A 24,113-nucleotide genomic window follows, 5' to 3' on the forward strand; every position below is an offset into this window, starting at 1 on the left:
TGGGCATATACGCCTTCATCGGGAAATACAATGTGCAGTGGCAGTATCTCTGCGCGGCCTCGCTCGTTGCAGTGGTCCCGGTATTCATACTGTTCCTGTATATAGAGAAATACCTCGTCAGCGGGCTGACAGCGGGGGCGGTGAAGTAGTAATGCCCAGGTTGATGTGTTTATGGCTTTCTATGTGGCTTCACATCATGGACTGAACTATAATCTTCTGAAGAGAGGTCATTGATGAGGAGGGTTTTACAATGCGCGTTGTGATCATTGGCGGGAGCGGCCACGTTGGCACCTACCTGGTGCCTCGCCTGGTGGAATCCGGGCACGAGGTCATCGTCATAAGCCGCGGCCAGCGAGAGCCTTACCGGTCCCACGCTGCCTGGAAGGCGGTGCAGCAGGTGGTGATGGACCGCACAGCGGAAGAAGCGGCGGGCGCCTTCGGGGAGCGGGTGAACAGCCTGAAGCCGGACGTGGTCATTGATATGGTCTGCTTCACGCTGGAGAGCGCCCGGCACCTGGTGGAGGCGCTACGGGGAAGGGTGCAGCACTTCTTACATTGTGGCACTATCTGGGTATACGGCCCCAGCGGCGAGGTGCCCTCCACCGAGGATCAACCCCGCCATCCCTTTGGCGATTATGGCGTTCAGAAGGCGGCGATCGAAGCATACCTCCTGAACGAAGCCCGGCGCAACGGTTTCCCCGCGACCGTTTTGCATCCAGGTCATATCGTGGGGCCGGGCTGGGCGCCTGTTAACCCGGCCGGCAACTTTAACCCGCGGGTTTTCGCACAGCTGGCACGGGGTGAGGAGCTGGCATTGCCCAACCTGGGCATGGAAACAGTGCATCATGTGCATGCCGACGATGTAGCCCAGGCCTTTATGAAGGCGCTGGCCAACTGGAATAGCGCGGTTGGCGAGAGTTTTAATATAGTCTCGCCGGCGGCGCTGACCCTGCGAGGGTACGCTGAAGCGGTGGCATCCTGGTTCGGCCAGCCGGCCCATCTCCGCTTCATGCCCTGGGAGGAATGGCGCACCACCGTCTCCGAGCGAGAGGCGGCCGACACCTGGGATCACATTGCCCATAGCCCCAATTGTAGTATTGCCAAAGCCCGGCGCTTTCTGGATTACCAGCCCCGCTACAGCTCGCTGCAGGCCGTCTACGAGGCGGTGTGCTGGTTGATCGAGCACGGCGTCATTGATGGTTGAAGAAGAGGGCATGGAATCTGAACCCCCACGGCTAAAGGGGCTTGCGGCCGCCAGGACTATTGGTCAGGGTGTCGGGTTTGGTCAGAGTATGGAATGTATATAAAGCCGGTGTATATATGGTACAAATGTAAATGAAGATGAAGATGCTTAGATATTTTAGGAAGGGCTAATACTAAAGCGGGACACAGGTTGATCCCCTGCATTCAGAGCACGGGAAAACCCTTGCGCACCTGCACCTATAAGTCTAGATGGGAGCGGGTTTGGAGGCCGTAACTCTAGTGGGGATATGGAGCAGGAAATCCGCAGAAGCTACCCTCAAGGATGGCGCATATAAGAAGACGAAGTTAAAACGCAACCTGGGGGCTGTTGATTTGACGGCCCTGGGCATAGGCGCTATAATCGGGACGGGGATATTTGTTCTGACAGGAGTCGCAGCCGCCCGGTACGCGGGTCCCGCGGTGGTCCTATCTTTCATAGTATCCGGGATCGCAAGCGGCTTAGCGGCACTGAGCTATGCGGAGCTAGCCTCCATGGTGCCGGTGGCCGGCAGCGCATATACATATTCTTACGTCGCTCTTGGTGAGATCATTGCCTGGATCATTGGCTGGGATCTTATCCTGGAGTACGCGGTTTCGGCCGGAGCAGTGGCGATAGGCTGGTCAGGCTATTTCACTGATCTCTTGAAGGCTATAGGAATAGTCCTGCCCCGGTGGGCCACGTCGTCTCCTCTGATGGGAGGGGTAATCAACCTGCCCGCTGGATTGATAACCGCCATCATAACGTCGCTCCTTGTTTTTAGCACACGGGAAAGCTCCCATGCAAATAAGTTCATTGTGGCGATAAAGCTCCTCGCAGTTCTATTGTTCATAGGGATCGGGGCCTTTCACGTCAAGCCATCCAATTGGGTGCCCTTCGCTCCCAATGGCTGGTCCGGCATCATGACTGGCTCCGCCATTGTATTCTTCGCATATATAGGATTTGACGCAGTTTCAACCGCAGCCGAAGAGGTAAGAAACCCTCAAAGAGACCTTCCCACCGGCATCATCGCTTCCCTTGGCATCTCAACTATTCTCTACATAATAGTAGCAGGACTCCTTACCGGCATGGTAAGCTTCAAAAGGCTTGATACCCCTGCCCCTGTTGCCTTTGCCCTCCTCGAGGTAGGAGTCCCATGGGGCGCTGCAGCTATTTCAGTGGGCGCGCTGGCCGGTCTGACCAGCGTATTGCTTGTAACCATCTTCGCCCAGAGCCGCATATTCTTTGCGATGTCAAGAGACGGCCTCCTGCCTCATGTCTTTTCAAGAGTGCATGCTAAATTTGGTACTCCTTATATAATAACCATTGTAACGGGCACGGTGGTGGCCCTGATAGGGATGGTTTTACCGATTGGGATGGTTGCTGAACTGGCAAATATCGGCACGCTCACGGCCTTCATTTTAGTCTCGATAGGGATAATGATCCTACGGAAGACCCAGCCGAACCTTCGGAGGCCATTCAAGACGCCGCTCGTGCCCTTCACCCCCATTCTCACCATCGTTTTCTGTGCCTACCTCATAGTAAGCCTTCCCCGGGTAACCTGGATCCGGTTTGTAGTCTGGCTTGCCACTGGGTTCATGGTCTACTTTTTCTATGGGCGCCATCGCTCTATCGCGTCCCGGGAGGGGTGCTCTTAAAGAGAGTGCGTGAGCCCAGGGGGCTCCCCGGAATTTTTGGGAAAGAGTTTTTTAGTATTTTTGCATTTGGCCTGCATTTGGCCTGTTGACTTCCGCAATGCCTCGTGATAATATTATTAACAAAATTGCATATCACAGGAAAGCTCTTATCCAGAGTGGCTGAGGGACTGGCCCAATGACGCCCGGCAACCGGCGGCGGGTATCCGCTTGCGCGGTGCCAATTCCTGCAGGGTGTGCGCGTTACGCACCAAGCGCTGTGCTATGTGCTGGCTACAGACGCACGGGGACGTGTGAACGCGAGCCCTGAGAGATGAGAGGGGGAATGTCTGGTGCCTCTTCTCAATGCGAAGAGGCTATTTTATTTAGGTTGGTGCGGCGAGCCATGCGAGTACCATATACCAATTGAGTAAATTGGGAGAGCATTAACCGGATGGAGGCGCGATTTATGGGATTTAGGAGGACCTACGAAGAAATCAACGAGAAAATCAAGACGGGAAGGGTCGTCGTGGTAACCGCCGAGGAGATAATTCCCATGGTTGAGGAGAAGGGGGTCGAGGCGGTAGCTAGGGAGGTCGACGTTGTGACCACGGCCACCTTTGGGCCGATGTGCTCGACAGGCGCATTCCTGAATTTCGGGCATTCCGACCCGCCCATAAAGATGACCAGGGTCTGGCTGAACGATGTCCCCGCCTACACAGGGGTCGCAGCTGTTGACGCATATATAGGCGCGACTGAGCTTTCAGAATCGGCTGGTTTCGAGTATGGGGGCGCTCACGTCATTGAGGACCTCATATCCGGCAAGCCGGTTAAGCTGAAGGCCACGGCTTACGGGACGGACTGTTACCCGCGAAGGGAGATCGAGACATACATAACCAGGGATACGATAAACCAGGCTTACCTATTCAACCCGCGAAACGCTTATCAGAATTACTCAGTCGCGGTGAATTCCTCGGATAGGATCATCTACACCTACATGGGAACCCTGCTGCCCAAGCTTGGCAATGCGACTTACTGCAGCGCGGGGCAGCTGAGCCCGCTGCTGAACGACCCTTACTACAGGACCATCGGCATCGGGACGAGGATATTCCTCGGGGGGACTCAGGGTTATGTGGCTTGGGAGGGCACCCAGCACAGCCCATCCGTCTCGCGAACCGAGAAGGGCATCCCGATTGGCGGCGCCGGTACGCTAGCGCTGATAGGGGACCTCAAGCAGATGGACAGGAGGTTCATACGCGCGGCGGTATTCCATAAATACGGTGTCAGCATGTATGTAGGCGTCGGTATACCCATACCGATCCTGGACGAGGAAATGGTCCAGTTTGTATCAGTGAAAGATGAGGATATACATGCTCCTATCGTCGATTATGGCGTCGGAAGGCGGTCGAAGCCGACATACGGCACCGCAAACTACAAGGAGCTGAGAAGCGGTAAGATAACCATAAACGGCAAGGTGGTGCCCACGGCCCCGCTATCCAGCCTCGCCAAGGCCCGTGAGATAGCGGAGACGCTCAAGACCTGGATTCGCGAGGGCAAGTTCTTTGTGCAGCGGCCCGTGCAATCCCTGCCGGCGGAGCAACTGACTAAGCCCCTCGAGATCAGGCAGATGAATGAGTTTAAATGAGTTTAAAGTCGAAGAACAGGGTTCATAGGGCCGAAGGGACCGAACCAGACAATATCGAACCAGACAATATTGAGATTGAGTGGGTGATGAAACTATGGCTAAGAGGAGAATAGTCTTGACGTTCCCACCATCGATGGTCGAGAAGCCCCTTACTTACAGGCTTGTCAAGGATTTTGACCTGGCAATCAATATATTGTATGCAAGGATAGTCCCGAGGGAATCCGGCCGGCTTGTTATAGAGCTCTCGAATAGCTCCGAGGAGAACATCAACGCCGGAATACGCTTCCTTGAAGAACAGGGTGTAAGTGTAGAGCCACTAAGCAAGGAGATTCGTTGGGATGAGAAGGAATGCATCAACTGCGGCGCCTGCACGGCCGTATGCCATTCGGATGCGCTCTACATGAATCCTGAGACGTGGAAGCTGGAATTCGACAAGGATAAGTGCATCGTATGCGAGATGTGCGTGCCCGCGTGTCCACTGAGGATTATAAGTGTAACATTTTGAGCGGGGTGATCACGGGGTGTATACCGGGCTCTACGCCGAACGCACATATCGAAACCTGGTAAAGGGCGACGATCTCAAGGGGTTCACCGTCGCCGTCGCCGAGACGGATCTTTTAATCAGGGCGGGTTCGGATCTCCGCGATCTGGCCCTGCAGGCCGTAATAGAGTGCCGGGCCGACCTCGAGAGCTACATCGCGCGCGACCCGGCCTTCAGGACCACCCTGGCGCCTCACCGGCTGCTCCCCGGCGCGCCGGACATAGCCGTGACAATGGCCAGGGCCGCCAGGCTCGCAGGCGTGGGACCGATGGCGGCTGTTGCGGGCGCCATAGCTGAATGGGTCGGCAGGAGGCTGCTCGAATGCTCTGATGAGGCCCGCGGCGAGGTTATTGTCGAGAACGGTGGGGATATCTTCATGGCATCGAAGCGGGATCGCCGGGTGGGGATATTCGCCGGCGATTCCCCATTCACCAATAGAATCGCCATCGAAATTCCCCCGTCGGATATGCCCGTGGGCATTTGTACGTCCGCAGGGACGGTTGGGCACTCGCTGAGCCTGGGAAGGGCCGATGCCGCCGTCGCGCTCGCCCGCGATGCAGCGCTCGCCGATGCGGCGGCAACGGCTATAGGGAACCTTGTCAGGACGCCGGACGATATAAGCGGCGCCTTGGAGTTTGCCCGGCGCATAGATGGCCTTATGGGGGCGCTTATCATAAAGGGAGATAAGATGGCCGCTTACGGGAAGGTGAAGCTTGTCCCTATATGTGGATAGGATCCCATGCACCCCGATCAGACCATTGGACCATCGCTGGATCTCTTTCAGCTTGACTCAGCGGCCCGCGCTCACGACCCCTGTTGCGACCTCCATCGCGGGCTCGAGTTCAGGCTCTGGCGCTCGCTCGCTCCCGCCCTCGCCGGCGCTCGCGCCCTTGGCGGAACCTTGCCCGCCGCCGATGATGCCGAGCTTCTTGCCCGCGCGCCCCAAGGCATCCAGAGCCCGGTCTATATCTTCATCTGTATGGGAGGCGAGGACGTTTGCCCTGAGCCGGCACGTCTTTGGGGGCACGGCGGGCGGCAATATCGGGCAGATGAATATCCCATCCTCATGGAGCAGCATGGTCAGCTTCAGGGTTTTCTCCTCCTCACCGATTATGATCGGGATCACCGCGCTCTTGGAGTTAAGGGTGTCGTACCCGAGGTCGTGCAGGCCATCCACAAACCTCTTTATATTGGCCCTCAGCTTCGCGATCCTCCATTGCTCCTCCTCTATGACGTCGAGGGCGGCTTTCGCTGCGGCCGTTGCGGCGGGCGGGAGCGCAGCGGAGAATACAAAGCCTCTTGCATTATGGCGGAGGAATGCTATGAAGTCAGCCTTTCCGGCGACGAATCCGCCGACGGCAGGGAGGGTCTTGCTGAGAGAGCCTGTGGTTATATCTATCGCATCATCGGGAAGGCCGAAGTACTCCTTTATGCCGTGGCCGGTCCGCCCCAGGACGCCCAGGGAGTGCGCCTCGTCAACGAGCAGCCATGCATCGTATTTGCGGACGAGCTCCAGGAGCTCGGGCACGGGCGCCACATCGCCGTCCATGCTGTAGACCCCGTCGACGACCACGAGCTTGCCCCTGTAGCGGCCTTCTGCGTCACGGAGAATCCTCTCCAGGTCAGACGGGTCGTTGTGCTGAAACCAGATGAATTCCGCGCCTGAGAGCCTGGCGCCGTCAACCAGGCTCGCGTGGCTCAGCTGGTCGACGATCACGGCGTCCCCTTTCCCAACGAAGGACGAGATCGTCGCCACATTGCCAAGGAAACCGCTGTTATAGGCTATGGCATCCTCCGTCCCCATGAATTCCGCGAGTCTTCGCTCAAGCTCGACATGAAGCTTAGTCGTGCCCGCCAGGATCCTGACTCCGTGGGTGCCCGTCCCGAATTCGCTGGTCGCCGCGTTTGCTGCGGCTTTGATTCCGGGGTGGTCGATGAGGGCAAGGTAGCTATATGACGAGAACATTATCATCTCCCGGCCGCCTATGGTGACCCTGGCGCCGTTCAGCGCGTCAACCTGCTGGAGATAGTAATAGAGGTGGTTTTCTTTGACCTTCCTCAGGCGGCTGGAGAAAGCATCGATCCTTCTTTGGAGAGAGTTCATAATATTTCAAGTCCCCCTCACTGGTTTTTTACTGGTCCATCATGGCCATTACATCCATAGCTTACCATGAGCAATATAGAGATGTCAACAAAATTGTGCACAAAGATGGGCCCGAAAATACCAGAAATCAATCCTAAATACAAGACGAGCTAGCAAGATGCGCCGGCAGTAAGATGCGCTGGTAAGATGCTAAGATGCGCTGGCTGTTGATAAAGCCTTTTTATTATGCTATAATGTGAGCGTGCCTGGGTGCAAGTTCCGCCGATGGCGCAGCGAGCTTGGAGCCAGCGGTGGTATTTATTTGCAGATGAGAGAGTAGCAAGAAAGAGGTGGGCTGGATGAAGAAGGATATACACCCCAAGTTTGAGATTACGACGCTCACATGCGCTTGTGGCGAGAGGTTCGAGGTCGGCTCGACGAAAAAAGACCTCAAGGTGGAGATATGTTCCAAGTGCCATCCCATGTTTACGGGGAAGCAGAGGATAGTCGACACAGGAGGAAGGGTCGAGAGGTTCAAGAGGCGCCACGGGCTATAAGCAAGCAAGAATGGAAGTATATGGTACAGTAGAGTGGAAACATGTGGCAGAGTGGCGCTGCCGGAACCTGTTGCTGGCCGGGGTGAGGATCCATCGGGTTTCTAGCGCTAGTGGACTATTGGACGTTAGATTGGAAATGGACGTTAGATTTGGAAACAGAGCCAGGGTGGCTCTGTTTTTACAACTTGGTGGCTGGCAGGGGGAGCCTAGCAGGGGAGTGGGAGAATTGGGTTCAGATTTTCAATATGGCGGCCAGGCGGTTATCGAGGGCGTTATGATGCGCGGGCAAACCAGTATAGCCATTGCCGTGCGGAGGCAGGATCACGAGATCACCGTGCGGGAGAAGCCGATCGGTTCGTTGACAGCCAGGTGGCCGTTCTTGAGGTGGCCGGTCATCCGCGGCGTGGTCATGCTGGTGGAATCCCTGGTCATCGGGATTCAGGCTTTGATGTTCTCCGCCAACGAGTTTGCAGGCGGCGAAGGCGAGGAGAAGTTAAAACCCTGGGAGCTTACGGGCACGATCGTATTCGCCATGGCGCTTTTCGTCGGCCTGTTTATCGTGCTTCCCAATCTCTTTGCCGTAGCGGTCCAGAAGCTCGTGCATAATGTCGTCGCGGTTAACCTGCTTGAGGGGCTTTTCAGGATATTTATATTTCTCGCATACATTTTTGCTGTGTCGCGGATTAAAGATATTCAAAGGGTCTTTGAGTATCATGGTGCCGAACACAAGACCATTCACACATATGAAGCCGGCGAGGAGCTAACAGTGGAAAACGCCCGGAAGCATAGCACATTACACCCGAGATGTGGCACGAGCTTCCTCCTTATTGTGATGGTGATTATGATTATCGCCTTTTCCCTCATAGGGAGGAGGGCGTTCCTGCCCCGTATAGCCTTGAGGCTCGCCATGCTGCCTGTTGTCGCGGGCCTGTCATATGAGGTAATCAAGGCTACAGGCCGGAAACACGTGGCAAAGTGGGTCCGGTGGGCCATCGCGCCCGGGCTATGGCTGCAGAAGCTTACGACGCGCGAGCCCGACAATGAGCAGCTCGAGGTCGCGATAAAAGCCCTGGAATCCGTGCTAGAGAAGAAGGGTGATGCCTTTGTTGGACCAGCTTGATGCGTTGGAGCAAAAATATGGTGAAATAGAGAAGATGCTGGGCGACCCCGCGGTGCTGGGGGATCAAGAGAAGCTGCAGCATTATGCGAGGGCGCACGCGGACCTGGAGGGGATCGTCGCTAAATACCGGGAGTATAAGACGGTCAAGGACGGGATCCGGGACGTGAAGGATATGCTCGGCGAACGGATCGATGACGAGCTCCGGGAGCTTGCGATCTCCGAGCTCGAGTCGTTGGAGTCCAGGGCAAGACATTTGGAGAAAGAGCTGAGGATCATGCTCCTTCCCAAGGATCCAAGCGATGAAAAGGACGTCATCGTGGAGATACGCGCCGGGGCCGGCGGCGAGGAGGCGGCTCTCTTTGCGGGAGACCTTTTCAGAATGTATGGGCGCTATGCGGAGCGGCATGGCTGGCGCATCGAGATGATGAGCAGCAATCCCACGGACCTCGGCGGCTTCAAGGAAGTGATCTTCACTGTAGAGGGCCGGGGGGCGTATAGCCGGTTGAAATATGAGAGCGGCGTGCATCGCGTCCAGCGCGTTCCTACTACAGAGGCTTCAGGGCGTATCCACACGTCCACTGCGACCGTTGCAGTCCTGCCGGAGGCGGAGGAGGTCGATGTGGAGATCCGGCCCGAGGACTTGCGAATAGATGTATACCGCTCTACGGGCCATGGTGGCCAGAGCGTAAATACAACGGATTCGGCTGTCCGCATCACCCACATACCCACGGGCATCGTCGTTTCCTGCCAGGACGAGAGGTCCCAACACAAAAACAGGGAAAAGGCCATGCGCGTTCTCCGGGCGAGGCTTCTCGACAAGGTCGAGCAGGAGCAGGAGGCCGAGATCGCGCAAGCGAGAAAGTCCCAGGTCGGCACGGGGGACAGGAGCGAGCGAATCCGGACGTATAACTTCCCCCAGAACAGGGTCACGGATCACAGGATCGGCTTTACGACCCATCGCCTCGAAGCCATCCTGGACGGGGACCTCGACGAGGTTATCGATGCGCTCGTTGCAGCCGACCAGGCTGAGAGGCTGAGGAAGATTGGTTAAGCTCGAGTTTGATGGAGCTGGACCGGCTGGTCAGATTAGAGTACAGGATGCCCTGAGGCGCGGCGCTGACTACTTGCGCCCGCGCGGTGTCCCAACCCCCGTCCTGGATGCTGAGGTCCTGCTCGCGTGGGTCCTTGGCGCGAGGCGGGAGGACCTTTACACCCACCCGGAGAGGCTTCTCGCTGGCGACCAACTCAAGATGTTCGACGATGTCCTCGAGGCTAGGGGGTCACGGGTCCCCGTGGCGTATATTCGCGGCAAGAAGGAGTTTATGTCCCTCGAGTTCTATGTCGATAGGAGGGTCTTGATCCCCCGCCCCGAGACCGAGATACTTGTGGAGACTGTAGTCGAGAGACTGAATCAGCGTGCCCACCGACACGATGGCCGGCGCGCTGTTGTGGGAGCGGCCAGCCCTCAGGCTGGGCATGCTACCAGGCTTGCCGGGCATGGTGGGACGGGTCACGGGCGCGGCGTGGGAGGCGCGGAGCCTGCTGGGTGGGATGGTCGCTCGCTCTGGGTTGCTGACATTGGGACGGGAAGCGGGGCCATAGCTATATGCCTGGCGAGGCTTGTGCCGGGTGTGCATGTCTTCGCGAGCGATATCTCCACCGATGCGCTCGCTGTGGCGCGGATTAACGCGGATAAGCACGGCGTGACCGACAGGATTACGTTCATCGAGGGGGATCTGTTTTCCCCCTTTGCTGGTTTCGATGTCGATGGAGCTCGTAGAGGTAGAATCTGTGGAGCTCGTGAATTCGAAGGGAAGTTCGATGCGATAGTCTCCAATCCTCCCTACATCTCGAGCGCTGAGATGCGGACCCTGCAGGATGAGATAACCTATGAGCCGGTGGTCGCCCTCGATGGCGGCGAGGATGGGCTCGATGTTTGCCGGGGCATACTATCCCAGGCCCCGATGCATCTAGCTGAGGGTGGATTCGTTGCGCTCGAGGTTGCGAGCAACAGGGCGGAGGAGGTTCGCGAGATCGCTTTGCGCCGCTTTGAGGAGGTTGAAATCCTCCGCGATTACTCGGGCCGCGAGAGGGTTGCGTTTGCCCGGGGACCGCGCAAGGGACGTTGAGACAAATTGAGGCAAGAAAGTCTGGTAGACAAGAAATGTCCGGCAGCAAGAATACAGAGGTAATACGGGTGGATCCCATCCATCCCGAGCTTGATTTGATCCGTCGAGCAGCCCGCCTCCTGAGGGATGGGGGCCTCGTCGCATTTCCCACAGAGACGGTCTACGGGCTGGGCGCGAACGCGCTCGATGAGGAGGCCGTGAAGGATATCTTCAGGGCCAAGGGGCGACCAGCTGATAACCCGCTCATAGTTCACATTGCGCGCAGGGAGGACCTGCAAGGTGTGGTGTCGGCAGTCCCGCTGGTTGCGGAGCGCCTGATAGATCAGTTCTGGCCCGGGCCGCTTACGCTGATCTTCCCCAGGCACCCCGGCCTGCCCTACGTAACCACTGGGGGGATAGATACCGTGGCGGTGAGGATGCCTGACCACGATATAGCCCTTGGGCTCATAGCGGAGGCAGGCGTCCCGGTCGCCGCCCCGAGCGCAAATACATCCGGGCGACCGAGCCCGACAGCGGCAGAGCACGTCATCGACGACCTCGGCGGCAAGGTGGACCTGATCCTCGACGGTGGGCCGACGGCTGTGGGCGTTGAATCTACAGTGCTGGACATAACCGTAACCCCCCCTGTGATCCTGCGGCCCGGCGGGACGACGCCCGAGGATATCCAGGCGGTCATCGGCGAGGTTATCCTCCCGGGGCTGGGGGCGAGGGAAGCCAGGCACGGGTCGCCGGGCTCGCCGGACCTGGCGCCGGGAATTGCTGAGGACCAGGGCCAGGACCAGGCCCCGAAGGCGCCGGGCATGAAATACCGGCATTATTCGCCGGAGGCGGAGGTCATACTATTCGAGGCCAGGACGCGACCCGGGGCTGGCGAGGGCAGGGTCAGCGGGGATAGGGCCGGCGGGGCGCAGGCCGGGGACGGGGCAATGGGAGCAATGGGGACGATGGTTTCAATGATCTGGTCCGTGGCGACCAGGCTCGCGACCCGGGGTAAGCGAGTCGGCATCATGTGCACGGACGAAACCTGTGGCGCTTACGCTCGCCTCGCGGATAGCGCGCCGATGGGAACAAGGTCGCGGCTGGACATTGTGTCAAGCGGCACGCGGCATGACCTTTCAACCATAGCATCGAGGATATTCGCCCTGCTCAGGCAGTTTGATGATGACGGCGCCGATGTCATCCTCGTTGAAGGCGTCGACGAGCGCGGCCTTGGCTTTGCGGTCATGAACAGGCTGCGAAAGGCAGCTGGCGGCCGGATCATACTGGTTTAGTACCAGCGCGGACACCAACATCGCAGATCATTGCGACCTCATCGCAGTTGGGAAACTTCGGACAGTTGATGCAATCTTTCCAGACTTTCTGCGGGAGCTCGTCCTTTGATGTGAGGCGAAAGCCGCACTTCTCGAAGAACCCGGGCTTATAGGTCAGGGCAAATACGCGGGGGATGCCGAGGCTCCTCGCCTCCTGGAGCAGGAATTCTACGACCGCCTTTCCTACGCCCTGGCCCATTCTATCCTCGTGCACGGCCACGGCCCTTATCTCGGCCAGGTCCCCCCACACAATGTGTAACCCCCCGGTCCCGATTACCTCTCCATTCTCTTCAGCTACGGCAAACTCCCGGAGGTTTTCATAGATGAGCGCGAGCGATCGCGGCAGCATCATGCCGCGTTCGGCGTATACGTTGATCAACCTGTGTATCTTTTTTACATCCTCCATACGTGCCTTTCTCAATTCCAAGAGCCTCAACCCTCTCCCACCGGTGATTATGATATTACGCTATTCTTACACTATTCTCCACCCCTTGAACAGCCATATTATACCACACGGGCAAGCCAGGGGGAATCGTTCCTGATGAACTTTCTCGATAATCTTCTTGGGAGTCTATTGCAACTATAACCCGAGTGTGCTAGTATAATTTGTGAAAAAAGTTACGAAGTATCCAGACCGGGTATGTGAGTGTAATAGGTATGTGGCCGGGTACCAGTCGAGTATTTGGACATATGAAAGCCTGGGGGAGTGTGGGAGGGGAATGCACAACATTTTAGTTTGCGTTGGCAGTTCTTGCCACCTCAAGGGCGCGTACGACGTGATCAAGGCCTTCCAGTCCCTGATCCGGGAGCACGACCTGGCAGGCGAGGTTGAGCTCGGCGCGACATTCTGTCTCGAACACTGCGCCGAAGGCATTACGATCAAGGTCGACGATGAGATCATTACTGGCGTGACGCCAGATCGTGCAGTCGGGGTCTTTGAGGAGAGGATCCTGGGTAGGCAGGGGCCGGGATCGCCTGGGGTGGGCCCTGAGAGTAGGCCCTGAGAGCGGCCGGGGCTCGTTCCCACAGCCCCAGCGCGCTGGCGGGGATTTAGTGGGGATTTGGTGTGGATTTAGTTAGGACTTAGATTCAGGGAATAAGACTGGAAGACCGGGAAGGGGAAGATTGGGGGAGAGGCTTGTGGGAGTGATAACCACGATCGAGGCCAGGTGTAAGGACTGCTATAAATGCGTCCGCTCCTGCCCTGTCAAGGCTATCAGGGTTACTTCGGGACACGCGGAGGTCGTGGATGACAGGTGCATCCTGGATGGCAGGTGCACCAGGATTTGCCCCCAGAAGGCAAAGAAGGTGGAGGGCGGTCTTGATCGAGCCCGGGGCTTGCTGCGCCCCGGGGCAAGGGTGGCCGCGAGCCTGGCGCCATCCTTTGTAGCGGCCTTCCCTGAGGCGCGGCCCGGCCAGGTCGTCGCTGCGCTCCGGCTCCTCGGTTTTTCGTTCATCCAGGAGACGTCGGTGGCTGCTAGATTCGTTGCAGCTGGACACCGCCTGCTGGTGGAGGGCGGCAGAGGCCCCTGGCCCATCATCTCGAGCTCATGCCCGGCGATAGTGAACCTAGTTGAGAAGCATTATCCTGATATGATCCGCCACATCGCCCCGGTGGTCTCACCTATGATAGCGCACGGGAGGTTGCTGAAACGCGCCCTCGGCCCAGATAGTGCCGTGGTATTCATCGGCCCGTGCGTGGCTAAAAAGGGAGAGGCCGTGGATAAGCATGTGAAGGGGGCTATTGACGCGGTCCTGACGTTTGACGAATTGCGGGAGTGGCTATCCAGAGAGGGTCTGGACCCGGGGGCAGCGGAGTCCTGCGGGTTTGATCGTATCCGTGACATCCGTGAGGTTCATGACGTTCATGGCGCTCATGGCGATGACGTGGGCACCCCCATTGAAATCCGCATTGAGATGGGTTCAGGAGCAGTCTACGAAGCTGGGGACGTGCCCGGCCCCGCCCGCACATTTCCTGTCGGGGGCGGGCTGGTCAAGACCGCAGACCTGCCGAGCGACCTCCTGGAGGAGGACATCGCCGTCGTAACGGGCCTCGAGGAGTGCATGGAGTTCCTCGAAGCTCTACAGGCGGGCGCTCCTGAGGGGATAAGGTTCGTGGAGATGATGGCCTGCGATGGAGGATGTGTGGACGGGCCGTTCATATGCTCGGATTTGAGCCTCTTTGAACGCCGCCGGAGGGTGCTATCGTATAGCGCCGGTGAGGTAGTCAGTAGTGCTGATGAAGTGGTTGGCGATGGGGCTAGTGAAGAAACAGCCGAAGGGGGCGACGCTGACAACGCAGGCCGGGAGCGGCGGGCGGGCGCGGCGGGTCCGGATGTGCCAGGCCGGAGGATGATACTTCTACCGCTCATGCGCGCGTATAGTGCCAGGAAGGTGGATGCGCCCGAGCCCGGCGGGGAGGATATCAGGCGCATCCTGGCGGCCACGGGGAAGATCCTTCCCGAGGATGAGCTGAACTGCGGGGCGTGCGGTTACGATTCGTGCAGGGAGAAGGCTGTCGCAGTCTACCAGGGCATGGCCGAGATCGAGATGTGCATACCTTACATGCGCAAGCGGGCCGAATCCATGGCGAGCGTGACATTCAACCTGACGCCGAACGGTATCATCATCACCGACACGGACCTCAGGATACTCGATGTCAACCCCGTGGTCGAGCGGAAGCTCGGCATGAGGCGCGACGAGATCAAGGGCAGAAGGTTGAATGAATTTCTTGATGCCGCCGCTTTTGAGGAGGCGCTCAGGGCCGGCAGGGTCATTACAAGGGAGATCGCCTACCCCGAGCGGGGCATGGTAACCCTCCAGACCGTGGTGTTCGTTGAGGAACAGGGCATGATCCTCGGGGTGATAACAGATATCACGGAGGAGAGGAAGCAACGGGAGAAGCTCAGCAGCGTGAGGCGCGAGACGCTTGATAGGGCTCAGGAGGTCATAGACAAGCAGATGCGCGTCGCGCAAGAGGTCGCTGGCCTCCTCGGCGAGACAACCGCCGAGACGAAGGTGTTGCTTACGAGGCTCATGAAGCTATTCCAGAGCGAAGAGGGGAATGGGGCTGAGAGGTGAGCGGGCGATGAGCATATTCGTCGAAGTGGATTACTCCAACCTTCCCAAGGCAGGCGAGGAGCTCTGCGGCGATAGCGTTGAGGTAGCGCGCACCGGGAACTCGGTCATCGTGGTCATGGCCGACGGCCTGGGGAGCGGCGTTAAGGCCAATATCCTGTCAACCCTGACCACGAAGATAGCGGCCTCGATGTTGAAGGGTGGCCTGGAACTTGATGAGGTTGTCGAGACGCTCAGCCACACGCTGCCGGTCTGCCAGATCAGGAAGCTTGCGTATTCAACCTTCAGCATCGTCCAGGTTTTCAATTCCGGCGATGCCTACCTGGCGGAATTCGACAACCCGCCGGCATTTTTCATAAGGGACGGCAAGGTGACGGGTCTGGCCACGAGCGCCCGCGTGATAGCCAGTAGGACGGTGAGGGAGTGCAGGTTTACAGTTTCGAACGAGGATGCCATTGTCCTTACGAGTGATGGGGTGGTACATGCTGGAGTCGGGGGGGTGCTCAACTTGGGGTGGCAGTGGTCAAATGTCGCTGAATACCTGGAAGGTCTTGCGGGAAGGCACCAGGATGCGTCGTCCATCGCCCGGCGCCTGACGCGGGTGTGTTATCATCTCTATGCCGGCCAGCCGGGTGATGATGCAACCGCCGTCGTCCTCAAAGTGCGCTATCCACGGACGCTGACCGTCGTGGTCGGCCCGCCCCGGAACCGCGAGGATGATCCCAGGGTGGCGAGGGAACTGATGAGGGAGACAGGCAAGAAGGCTGTATGCGGCGGGACGACGAGCCTTTTCATCGCCAGGGAACTGGGGAGGCCTCTTGATGTGGATATTGATTCGATATCACCGGACCTTCCGCCGTCAGGGCGTATAGCAGGGATTGATCTCGTGACCGAGGGGATTATCACGCTGTCCCGTGCGCGGAATATCCTCGAGGAGGCAGCGAGCTCGGGCATCACGCCGCGCGGGAATGATGGAGCCAGTGCGCTTGCCAGGATGTTGCTAGAGAGCGATAGGGTAAGGTTCATTGTAGGGAGGGCCATAAATCCGGCGCACCAGAATCCCAGGCTTCCAGTGAGCCTGTCTCTGAAGATGCAAGTCGTCTCGGATATCACCAGGATGCTCGAGCGCCGCGGTAAGCATGTTGAAACAGTTTATTTTTAGGGCGCATCTCTTTTCACCCTGCAGTCGCGCGCCGGGCGAGCAAACCTGCTGGGCGGGGAGAGGCGAGGAGAGATGAAGAGATGGAGATGAAGAGATAGATGGAGCTGTGTCGCCTGAGCAGCGTGCGGCAAATGTGATGGTGGGCGGCGGGCGGGGATTATGGTAGCGGTGATCATGATAGTGGGAATAGTGGGAGGGGAATGACATGCCGGAAATAGACATCCATCAAGATATTCACCAGCATCAGAATATTCACCAGCATCGGGATGTTCGCCAGGATGCTCACGACGACGTTCGAGGCGTTGACGTTCGAGACGTTGACCAGGAAGCGAGCAGCCTTGTGGATCGCCGATTCGAGAAGGTCAACGAGATCCTCGAAAAGTATGAGTGTGATAAGGCGGCGCTGATCAGCATTCTCCAGGAGGTGCAGGATGAATACCGCTACCTCCCAAGGGAGATTCTGACCTATGTTGCGACAGCGCTTGGGCTCCCGCCGGCCAAGGTTTACGGGGTTGCGACATTTTACGCTCAATTTTCCCTGGAGCCCCAGGGGAAGTACGTGATCAGGGCCTGCGATGGGACGGCCTGCCACGTCAGGGGATCGCAGCCGGTGCTGCGCGCCATCCGTGATAAGTTGAAACTCAGGGATGACGAGAGAACTACGCGAGACCTCATGTTTACGATCGAGACGGTTTCATGCCTCGGCGCGTGCGGCCTTGCGCCCGTCGTGATGATAAACGACAAGATCTACGGGCAGATGACGCGGGAGAAGGTGGGGAAGGTCCTGGATGACATCATAAAGGCGGAGAGGAAGGGTGAGGTTCAATGATAGCTTCGAGGACCGAGCTTGACAAGATGAAGGAGGACTACCTGCGCGTGCTTGACCAGGCTAAGATGAGGGTCCTGGTCTGCGCGGGAACGGGTTGTGTGGCAAACGGCTCCCCCGAGGTTTATCGCGAGATAAAGCGCCTGGCTCAGGGGCGGGGCGTGCTGGTCGATGTTGATTTCGCGAAGGAGGCGGGGCACGCGGTCCTTGACGCCTCTGGCTCCGTGGCCGGGCCGGGATCGCCGGCAGGCTCTCCTGTGGGGCGCGTTGAACCCTCCGCTGAGGCCTCGCACGATTGCGCCGGGTCTTCGCCTGAGTGTGGCAACGGTGGGACGGATGCGCACCAGGCGGGAGCAATGACGTCCAAGAGTGGGTGTCACGGGTTCTGCGAAATGGGGCCGCTTGTGAGGATCGAACCGGGTGGGCTCCTGTATGTGAAGGTCAGGCCGGAGGATGCCGAGGAGATCGTGGACCGGACCCTATGCAAGGGTGAGGTAATCGAGCGACTGGTTTACCACCACCCGGGCACAGGCGAAGTCTTCCAGACAGAGGGCTCTATACCGTTTTACCGGCGCCAAAAGCGTCTGGCCCTGGCCAGGTGCGGGCGCATCGACCCCGAGGATATAAAGGACTACATCGCGCACGATGGTTACCAGGCTATAGCGAAGATCCTTGCTGGCATGACGCCTGAGGAGGTCGTGAATGAGATACTCGGATCCGGCCTGCGCGGCCGCGGCGGGGCGGGTTTCCCCACGGGCAAGAAGTGGGAGTTTACGCGCATTGCCCAGGGCGATAAGAAATACGTGGTCTGCAACGGGGACGAGGGGGACCCGGGCGCCTTTATGGACCGGAGCGTCATGGAGGGGGACCCTCACCGCGTCCTCGAGGGAATGATGGTCGCAGGCTACGCCGTAGGGGCCCAGGAGGGATATATATATGTGCGAGCGGAATACCCGCTTGCGGTGAGGCGCCTCAAGAAGGCGATCGCCGACGCACGCGAGTGGGGGATCCTCGGGAAGAACATCCTGGGGAGCGGGTTCTCTTTCGACATCAAGATCAAGGAGGGCGCGGGTGCCTTTGTATGCGGAGAGGAGACAGCCCTGCTCGCGTCGCTCGAGGGTAGGCGGGGGATGCCCAGGCCGAAACCGCCGTTTCCGGCCGTGAGCGGTCTCTGGGGGAAGCCGACAGTCATAAACAATGTGGAGACGCTCGCAAACGTGCCAGGCATAATCCTGAACGGCAAGGACTGGTTCAGGAGCTTCGGGACCGAGGGAAGCCCCGGCACGAAGACCTTCGCCCTGACGGGCCAGGTGGTAAATACGGGCCTCATAGAGGTCCCAATGGGCTGCACCCTGCGCGAGGTGATATTCGACATCGGCGGCGGCATACGCGGCGGCAAGAGGTTCAAGGCCGCCCAGATAGGCGGGCCTTCCGGCGGGTGCCTCACCGAGGAGCACCTGGACCTGCCCCTCGATTTTGATTCGCTTGCACGCGTTGGGGCCATGGTGGGCTCGGGCGGGATCGTCGTGATGGACGAGGATACGTGCATTGTTGAGGTCGCCCGGTTCTTCATGCATTTTACGCAGAACGAATCGTGCGGCAAGTGCGTCCCATGCCGCGAGGGCACCAGGAGGATGCTGGAGATCCTCGAAAAGATCGTCGCGGGCGAGGCCACCAGGGAGGATGTCGACCTCCTCGAGGAGATCGCCTGGGCGGTGAAGGATGGATCGCTCTGCGGCCTGGGCAAGACCGCTCCGAACCCGGTTCTAACGACGCTCCGGTATTTCAGGGACGAGTATATGGCCCACGTGGTGGAGAAGATGTGCCCGGCGCGCGTGTGCCAGGCATTTAAGCAGTTCTATATAGACGAGACCTGCAAGGGCTGCGGCAAGTGCGCAAGGCAATGCCCGGCAGGGGCCATTTCGGGCGAGATCCGGAAGAGACATTCGATCAATACTCAACTATGCGTGAGATGTGGCGCATGCGTCACGGCATGTCCGTTTGGCGCGGTGAAGGAGGGCTAGGAACATGATCAACGGGAAGAAGATAACTGTCGACGGACAGGTGGTCCCGCTCGACGGCGAGGAGAACCTGCTCGAGGTTATACGCAAGGCGGGCATCAACCTCCCGACCTTCTGTTACCACTCGGAGTTGAGCGTCTACGGGGCGTGCCGCATGTGCCTCGTGGAGGTTGATGGCGGAGGCCTCGTGGCGGCATGCTCGACGCCGCCGAGGGACGGCATGGTGATCAGGACGAACACTGAGCGCGTCCGGAGGCTCCGGAGGATAATAATCGAGCTCCTGCTGGCCAACCACAACCGCGACTGCACAACCTGCGAGAAGAACGGTGCGTGCAAGCTTCAGGACCTCGCCATGCAGCTCGGTGTGCGGGATGTTCGTCTTGGCCAGCGCGATGCGAGACTCCCGCTCGACAAGAGCAGCCCGGCCATCGTGAGGGACCCCAACAAGTGCATCCTCTGCGGCGATTGCGTCAGGATGTGCGAGGAGGTCCAGGGGATAGGGGTGCTTGATTTCGCCTTCAGGGGCTCCAGGGTTGTGGTGACCCCGGCGTTCAATAAGAGCATGGCCGAGGTCGATTGCGTGAATTGCGGTCAGTGCGTGGCCGTGTGCCCCACGGGCGCGCTCGTGGTCAAGTCCGAGGTCGATGAGGCCTGGAAGGCGATCCACGACCCAAAGAAGACGGTCATAGCCCAGATCGCGCCGGCAGTGCGCGTGGCCGTGGGCGAGGCGTTTGGCATGCCTCCAGGCGAGATAGCCACGGGCAAGATCGTGGCTGCCCTCAAGAGGATAGGGTTTGACAGGGTGTTCGACACCTGCTTTGCGGCGGACCTGACCGTCGTGGAGGAGACCGCGGAGTTCGCGGAGCGGCTCGCGAAGGGCGAGCGGCTGCCGCAGTTCACATCGTGCTGCCCCGCCTGGGTCAAGTTTGCGGAGCAGTATTATCCTGGTTTCGTTTCAAATATATCAACCTGCCGGTCGCCTCAGCAGATGTTCGGGTCCGTGGCCAAGAAGTTCTACGCCAGGAGCCTCGGCATCAAGCCGGAAGACCTCTTCGTGATCTCGGTGATGCCGTGCACGGCGAAGAAGTTCGAAGCGAGGAGGCCTGAGTTCGCCACCGGCGGCGTGAGGGACGTGGATCTCGTCCTGACGACCCAGGAGATAACCAGGATGATCAAGGAGGCTGGCATCTCCTTCGAGGAGCTCGAGGTGGATTCATTCGACGCCCCATTCGGCTTCGCGAGCGGCGCCGGGGTTATATTCGGCGTAACGGGCGGGGTGGCCGAGGCTGTGCTGAGGGCAGCATATGAAAAGCTCGCGGGCCGTCCGCTCGGCAATGTGAATTTTGTCGAGGTGCGCGGCATGAAGTCCTTGAAGGAGGCAACAGTGGAGATCGGCGGCCGCGAGATCAGGCTTGCTGTTGTTAATGGGCTCGGAGCGGCCAGGGATCTCCTGGATAGGATCGCGCGCGGCGAGGCCGGCTACGACCTGGTAGAGGTCATGGCGTGCCCGGGCGGGTGCGTCGGCGGCGGCGGGCAGCCGGTGCCCAATAACAAGGAGGCGCGGGAGAAGCGGGGCAAGGGCCTCTACGCCGCTGACAAGCTTGTCCAGCTGCGCAAGTCGCAGGATAACCCCGTGGTGACCGCGCTCTACGGGCAGGGGAAGTGTCTGGACGAGCCAAACGGGAAGGGGGCACATGATGCCCTCCACACAGCGTATTCCTCCAGGAGGAGGATATCGGGCGAGGATATCGAGCTTACGAGCCAGCCCGGGGCGGGCCCGGAGGCGGGGGCAGCGGAGGCTGGCAGGTGCGACGACAGGGTCAGCAAGGTCGATGTCGCCGTCTGCGTCGGGACCTCGTGCTACCTCAGGGGCTCGTACAATGTCCTCCAGAACCTGATCGACGAGGTCGGAAAGGCCGGCCTGAGCGATAGGGTAAACCTGCACGCGACATTCTGTTTTGAGAGGTGCGATAAGGGCCCATCCGTGAGCGTGAACGGCAAGGTCATAACCGGAGTGACTCCTGATAAGGCGGGCTGGGTCGTGGAGAACTTCATAAGGCCGCAGATCGCGAGCGCTCCGGGGAGCCCCGCCGCGAGCCCCGCTACAGGCCCCGCCGCCGACCAGGGTCAAGCCGTACGGAGGTGAGTCAGGGATGTCCAGAGGGATAGGCGCGACCATCCCCAGGCAGGCGCTCCTGCGCCTCCCCCGCTATTACCGTTGCGTCAACCGGTGTAGAGAGAGGGGCATGGGATTCGTCTCCTCTGAGGAGATCGCCAGGGAGGCTGAGGTAAACCCGGTCCAGGTGCGGAAGGACCTTACGCAGTTCGGGCAGTTTGGCAAGCCCGGCGTTGGCTACAACGTCGCGGAGCTGGCTTCCCTGCTCGAGGGGGTGCTTGGCATCAGGAACCTGAATGAGGCCGTGTTGGTCGGCGCCGGGCGGCTCGGCACGGCCATTGCCGATTACGGCGGGTTCGGCAGGTATGGCCTCAGCATTGTGGCGTTGTTTGATATTGATCCCCTTAAGGTGGGCAAGAAGCTCGGCGGGAGGGAGATCTTCCCCCGGAGCGAGCTGTCCCATGTGGTCCGGCGGCTGGGCATTCAGGTTGGGATCATCACCGTGCCGGCTGAGGAGGCTCAATCGGTCGCCGATGACATGGTGGCCGCGGGCATACGGGCAATATGGAATTTTGCCCCTGTGACGATCAAGGTCCCCGCGGATGTGGTGGTGCGCAATGAGGACCTGGCCTCGGGCCTCGCTACGCTCTTTCACCACCTTGCGGGGGAATCCGGGTCTACAAGGCGTAAAAAAGATGAATTCGCTTGCAGGCGAAGCAGGAGATTAGATGCCGACCGAGAAATTAGATAGGTATTTGACATTCCGGGGAGAATGTGTATATAACATAAATGTTGGCGTGGAGGTGCTATCTCGATTCTTATGGAGGATTCGAGACAGATTCCCCGGCGGCCCAGGAAGGTCCTCGTCATATGCACCGGTAATACATGCCGCAGCCCGATGGCCGAGGCTATGCTCCGCGAGGGTTTCAGATCATTGAAGCCCTCGAAGGAGCAGGGCGAGGGTGCGTCCGGCCCCGGTGCCGGTACAGACGGTATAGAGGTCATCTCCGCCGGGCTGTATGCCCCGGAGGGTGCGCCCGCCTCTCCCTTTGCGGTTGAGGTGATGAAGGAACGGGGCCTCGACATATCGGGCCACCGGGCGCGGTCGATAACTCGCCAGCTTGTTGAGGATGCTGACATTATCCTTACGATGACCGATGATCACAAGCGATCCCTTGTTGCCATGTACCCTGAAGCAAGGGATAAGGTCCTTTCTATAAAGGAATTTGCCGTCGGAAAGGGATTTCCCATCGGAGAGGGATTTGCCGATGAGGCGGGGGATAAGCCGGGTGGGGGCAGGCCCGGAGATGGGGATGGAGCTGGAGATGGATATGGCGACATTGCTGATCCCTACGGCAAGTCAATAGACATTTACCGGGCCGTGGCGGATGAAATCGGCGATGCGGTCGAGAGGATTATCTCGAGGTTTAAGGGCATAGAATCTTGTGGGGCGTAATCCTAATTTAGGATTACAAAACCCGCGCGGGAAAGCCCATGGCTTTAGCCGTGGGAGGATGTCAGATTATGACATAATCATAATCTTGATCATAATTTTGTAGGGCGAGGGCGGCGTCTTATAGAGCAGGATTCTATAGAATTCTATGAGGTAAGAATCTTATAGGGCAAGGGGACTGGTTTGGATGAGGGTAGCTTTGGGTAGCGACCACGGGGGATACCGGTTGAAGGAGCATCTGAAGGGCATCCTGGATGATATGGGGGTTGTCTATGAGGATTTCGGGACATTCTCCGAGGAGAGCGTGGATTACCCCGATATCGGCCTGGAGGTCGCGCGCCGCGTGGCGCGGGGCGAGTTTGACCGGGGCGTGCTCATATGCGGGACGGGCATCGGGATGAGCATAGCGGCCAATAAGATCCGGGGCATCCGGGCCTCACTTTGCCATGATACGGTGACGGCCAGGCTCGCGCGGGAACATAATGACGCGAATGTGCTTACGCTCGGCGGGCGGATCATCGGCCCGGTTGTCGCAGAGGAGATCCTCAAGGTGTGGCTGAACACGCCGTTCTCCCAGGGTCGCCACGCCAGGCGTATAGAGAAGATCACGCTGGCGGAGGGAGGATGCTGATCGTGGTGGGCCGGCCGTCCTGGGATGAGTATTTCATGGAGATAGCGCAGCTTGTCTCGAAGCGGTCAACGTGCCTGCGGCGCCAGGTCGGCGCGATCGCCGTCAGGGAGCGCCGCATCCTCGCCACGGGGTATAACGGGGCACCGTCAGGGCTGAGGCACTGCTCGGAGGTGGGGTGTCTCCGCAGCGAGCGCGATATACCATCGGGCGAGCGGCAGGAGTTGTGCAGGGGCCTCCATGCCGAACAGAACGTCATAATCCAGGCTGCGCTGCACGGGGTGAGCATATGGGGCTCCACCCTGTATTGCACTCACCAGCCGTGCAGTCTCTGCGCTAAAATGCTCGTAAACGCGGGCATAACCGAGATCGTATTCTCAGGTGATTACCCTGATGAGCTGGCGCGCAGCATCCTGAGCGAGGCCGGAGTCATATTGCGGAGCTGGCAATAGGAGAGTAGGAGGCAGGTCCACGTCAAAGTAATTCTTCTTAGGCACCCTGGGGTTTGGCGGCCTGGCCATGGAGGCGGGTGATCCGCCTAATGAGAGCTTGTGTGGATGCGGGATTGTGAGAAATGGGGACTGGCGGCGA

General features: G+C 59.0%; 23 protein-coding genes and 1 riboswitch. Of the genes, 21 read left to right on the forward strand and 2 right to left on the reverse strand.

Annotated features, from left to right (window positions below; translation table 11 throughout):
* From HPY71_13800 to HPY71_13825, 6 genes are all read left to right on the forward strand, one after another.
* A partial coding sequence (locus HPY71_13800) for a carbohydrate ABC transporter permease (GenBank protein ID NPV54567.1) occupies window positions 1-149 on the forward strand: 149 nt, incomplete at its 5' end.
* Window positions 150-250: 101 nt separating this feature from the next.
* Entirely contained in the window at window positions 251-1,204 is a 954-nt protein-coding gene (locus tag HPY71_13805) for an NAD-dependent epimerase/dehydratase family protein (protein NPV54568.1), read from the forward strand.
* Window positions 1,205-1,452: 248 nt separating this feature from the next.
* Complete coding sequence (locus HPY71_13810) at window positions 1,453-2,877, forward strand: amino acid permease (GenBank protein NPV54569.1); 1,425 nt, start codon at window positions 1,453-1,455, stop codon at window positions 2,875-2,877.
* Between the two features lie 143 nt (window positions 2,878-3,020).
* Window positions 3,021-3,194: riboswitch (SAM riboswitch) on the forward strand.
* A 128-nt stretch (window positions 3,195-3,322) separates the two neighbouring features.
* On the forward strand, window positions 3,323-4,498 hold the full coding sequence (locus HPY71_13815; GenBank protein ID NPV54570.1) for a hypothetical protein: 1,176 nt from the start codon (window positions 3,323-3,325) through the stop codon (window positions 4,496-4,498).
* A 94-nt stretch (window positions 4,499-4,592) separates the two neighbouring features.
* On the forward strand, window positions 4,593-5,003 hold the full coding sequence (locus HPY71_13820; GenBank protein NPV54571.1) for a 4Fe-4S binding protein: 411 nt from the start codon (window positions 4,593-4,595) through the stop codon (window positions 5,001-5,003).
* A 16-nt stretch (window positions 5,004-5,019) separates the two neighbouring features.
* Window positions 5,020-5,772, forward strand: a complete 753-nt coding sequence (locus HPY71_13825) for a UPF0280 family protein (GenBank protein NPV54572.1) — start codon at window positions 5,020-5,022, stop codon at window positions 5,770-5,772.
* 57 nt (window positions 5,773-5,829) lie between these two features.
* Here the strand turns inward: HPY71_13825 and HPY71_13830 are convergent, their stop codons facing one another.
* Entirely contained in the window at window positions 5,830-7,143 is a 1,314-nt protein-coding gene (locus tag HPY71_13830; protein NPV54573.1) for a pyridoxal phosphate-dependent aminotransferase family protein, read from the reverse strand.
* Window positions 7,144-7,481: 338 nt separating this feature from the next.
* Between HPY71_13830 and rpmE the strand changes: the two genes are divergently transcribed.
* The 5 genes from rpmE to HPY71_13855 all read left to right on the forward strand — a co-directional run bounded on the left by rpmE (window position 7,482) and on the right by HPY71_13855 (window position 12,199).
* Complete coding sequence (gene rpmE / locus HPY71_13835; GenBank protein NPV54574.1) at window positions 7,482-7,679, forward strand: 50S ribosomal protein L31; 198 nt, start codon at window positions 7,482-7,484, stop codon at window positions 7,677-7,679.
* A gap of 136 nt (window positions 7,680-7,815) precedes the next feature.
* Window positions 7,816-8,799, forward strand: a complete 984-nt coding sequence (locus HPY71_13840; GenBank protein NPV54575.1) for a DUF1385 domain-containing protein — start codon at window positions 7,816-7,818, stop codon at window positions 8,797-8,799.
* On the forward strand, window positions 8,783-9,850 hold the full coding sequence (gene prfA / locus HPY71_13845; protein NPV54576.1) for a peptide chain release factor 1: 1,068 nt from the start codon (window positions 8,783-8,785) through the stop codon (window positions 9,848-9,850). Before HPY71_13840 ends, prfA begins: the two co-directional genes overlap by 17 nt.
* On the forward strand, window positions 9,843-10,928 hold the full coding sequence (locus HPY71_13850) for a peptide chain release factor N(5)-glutamine methyltransferase (protein NPV54577.1): 1,086 nt from the start codon (window positions 9,843-9,845) through the stop codon (window positions 10,926-10,928). The genes prfA and HPY71_13850 overlap by 8 nt, the downstream gene beginning before the upstream one ends.
* Window positions 10,929-10,963: 35 nt before the next feature.
* Entirely contained in the window at window positions 10,964-12,199 is a 1,236-nt protein-coding gene (locus tag HPY71_13855) for a threonylcarbamoyl-AMP synthase (GenBank protein ID NPV54578.1), read from the forward strand.
* On the opposite strand, the gene HPY71_13860 is transcribed toward HPY71_13855, so the two are convergent.
* A complete protein-coding gene (locus tag HPY71_13860) occupies window positions 12,186-12,665 on the reverse strand; it encodes an N-acetyltransferase (GenBank protein NPV54579.1) in 480 nt (159 codons plus the stop codon). The genes HPY71_13855 and HPY71_13860 overlap by 14 nt on opposite strands.
* Window positions 12,666-12,957: 292 nt before the next feature.
* Between HPY71_13860 and HPY71_13865 the strand changes: the two genes are divergently transcribed.
* From HPY71_13865 to HPY71_13910, 10 genes are all read left to right on the forward strand, one after another.
* On the forward strand, window positions 12,958-13,242 hold the full coding sequence (locus HPY71_13865; protein NPV54580.1) for a (2Fe-2S) ferredoxin domain-containing protein: 285 nt from the start codon (window positions 12,958-12,960) through the stop codon (window positions 13,240-13,242).
* Between the two features lie 136 nt (window positions 13,243-13,378).
* Window positions 13,379-15,319 carry a PAS domain-containing protein gene (locus tag HPY71_13870; GenBank protein NPV54581.1) on the forward strand — a complete coding sequence of 647 codons (1,941 nt, stop codon included), beginning with the start codon at window positions 13,379-13,381 and terminating at the stop codon, window positions 15,317-15,319.
* Between the two features lie 7 nt (window positions 15,320-15,326).
* Window positions 15,327-16,478 (forward strand): SpoIIE family protein phosphatase, encoded by a 1,152-nt coding sequence (locus HPY71_13875; GenBank protein NPV54582.1) that lies wholly within the window; start codon window positions 15,327-15,329, stop codon window positions 16,476-16,478.
* Window positions 16,479-16,683: 205 nt separating this feature from the next.
* The gene (nuoE, locus tag HPY71_13880; protein NPV54583.1) at window positions 16,684-17,307 is read left to right on the forward strand and encodes an NADH-quinone oxidoreductase subunit NuoE; all 624 of its coding nucleotides are present in this window, start codon (window positions 16,684-16,686) and stop codon (window positions 17,305-17,307) included.
* Between the two features lie 353 nt (window positions 17,308-17,660).
* Window positions 17,661-19,328 (forward strand): NADH-quinone oxidoreductase subunit NuoF, encoded by a 1,668-nt coding sequence (gene nuoF, locus HPY71_13885; protein ID NPV54584.1) that lies wholly within the window; start codon window positions 17,661-17,663, stop codon window positions 19,326-19,328.
* Window positions 19,329-19,332: 4 nt separating this feature from the next.
* On the forward strand, window positions 19,333-21,471 hold the full coding sequence (locus HPY71_13890) for a 2Fe-2S iron-sulfur cluster binding domain-containing protein (GenBank protein ID NPV54585.1): 2,139 nt from the start codon (window positions 19,333-19,335) through the stop codon (window positions 21,469-21,471).
* A gap of 7 nt (window positions 21,472-21,478) precedes the next feature.
* Entirely contained in the window at window positions 21,479-22,192 is a 714-nt protein-coding gene (locus tag HPY71_13895) for a redox-sensing transcriptional repressor Rex (protein NPV54586.1), read from the forward strand.
* Between the two features lie 69 nt (window positions 22,193-22,261).
* Window positions 22,262-22,897, forward strand: a complete 636-nt coding sequence (locus tag HPY71_13900) for a low molecular weight protein arginine phosphatase (GenBank protein NPV54587.1) — start codon at window positions 22,262-22,264, stop codon at window positions 22,895-22,897.
* A gap of 184 nt (window positions 22,898-23,081) precedes the next feature.
* The gene (gene rpiB / locus HPY71_13905; GenBank protein ID NPV54588.1) at window positions 23,082-23,525 is read left to right on the forward strand and encodes a ribose 5-phosphate isomerase B; all 444 of its coding nucleotides are present in this window, start codon (window positions 23,082-23,084) and stop codon (window positions 23,523-23,525) included.
* Window positions 23,519-23,974, forward strand: a complete 456-nt coding sequence (locus tag HPY71_13910) for a cytidine deaminase (protein ID NPV54589.1) — start codon at window positions 23,519-23,521, stop codon at window positions 23,972-23,974. Before rpiB ends, HPY71_13910 begins: the two co-directional genes overlap by 7 nt.
* Window positions 23,975-24,113 lie beyond the last annotated feature (139 nt).

The organism is Bacillota bacterium (assembly GCA_013178125.1).
Classification (GTDB): domain Bacteria; phylum Bacillota; class SHA-98; order Ch115; family JABLXJ01; genus JABLXL01.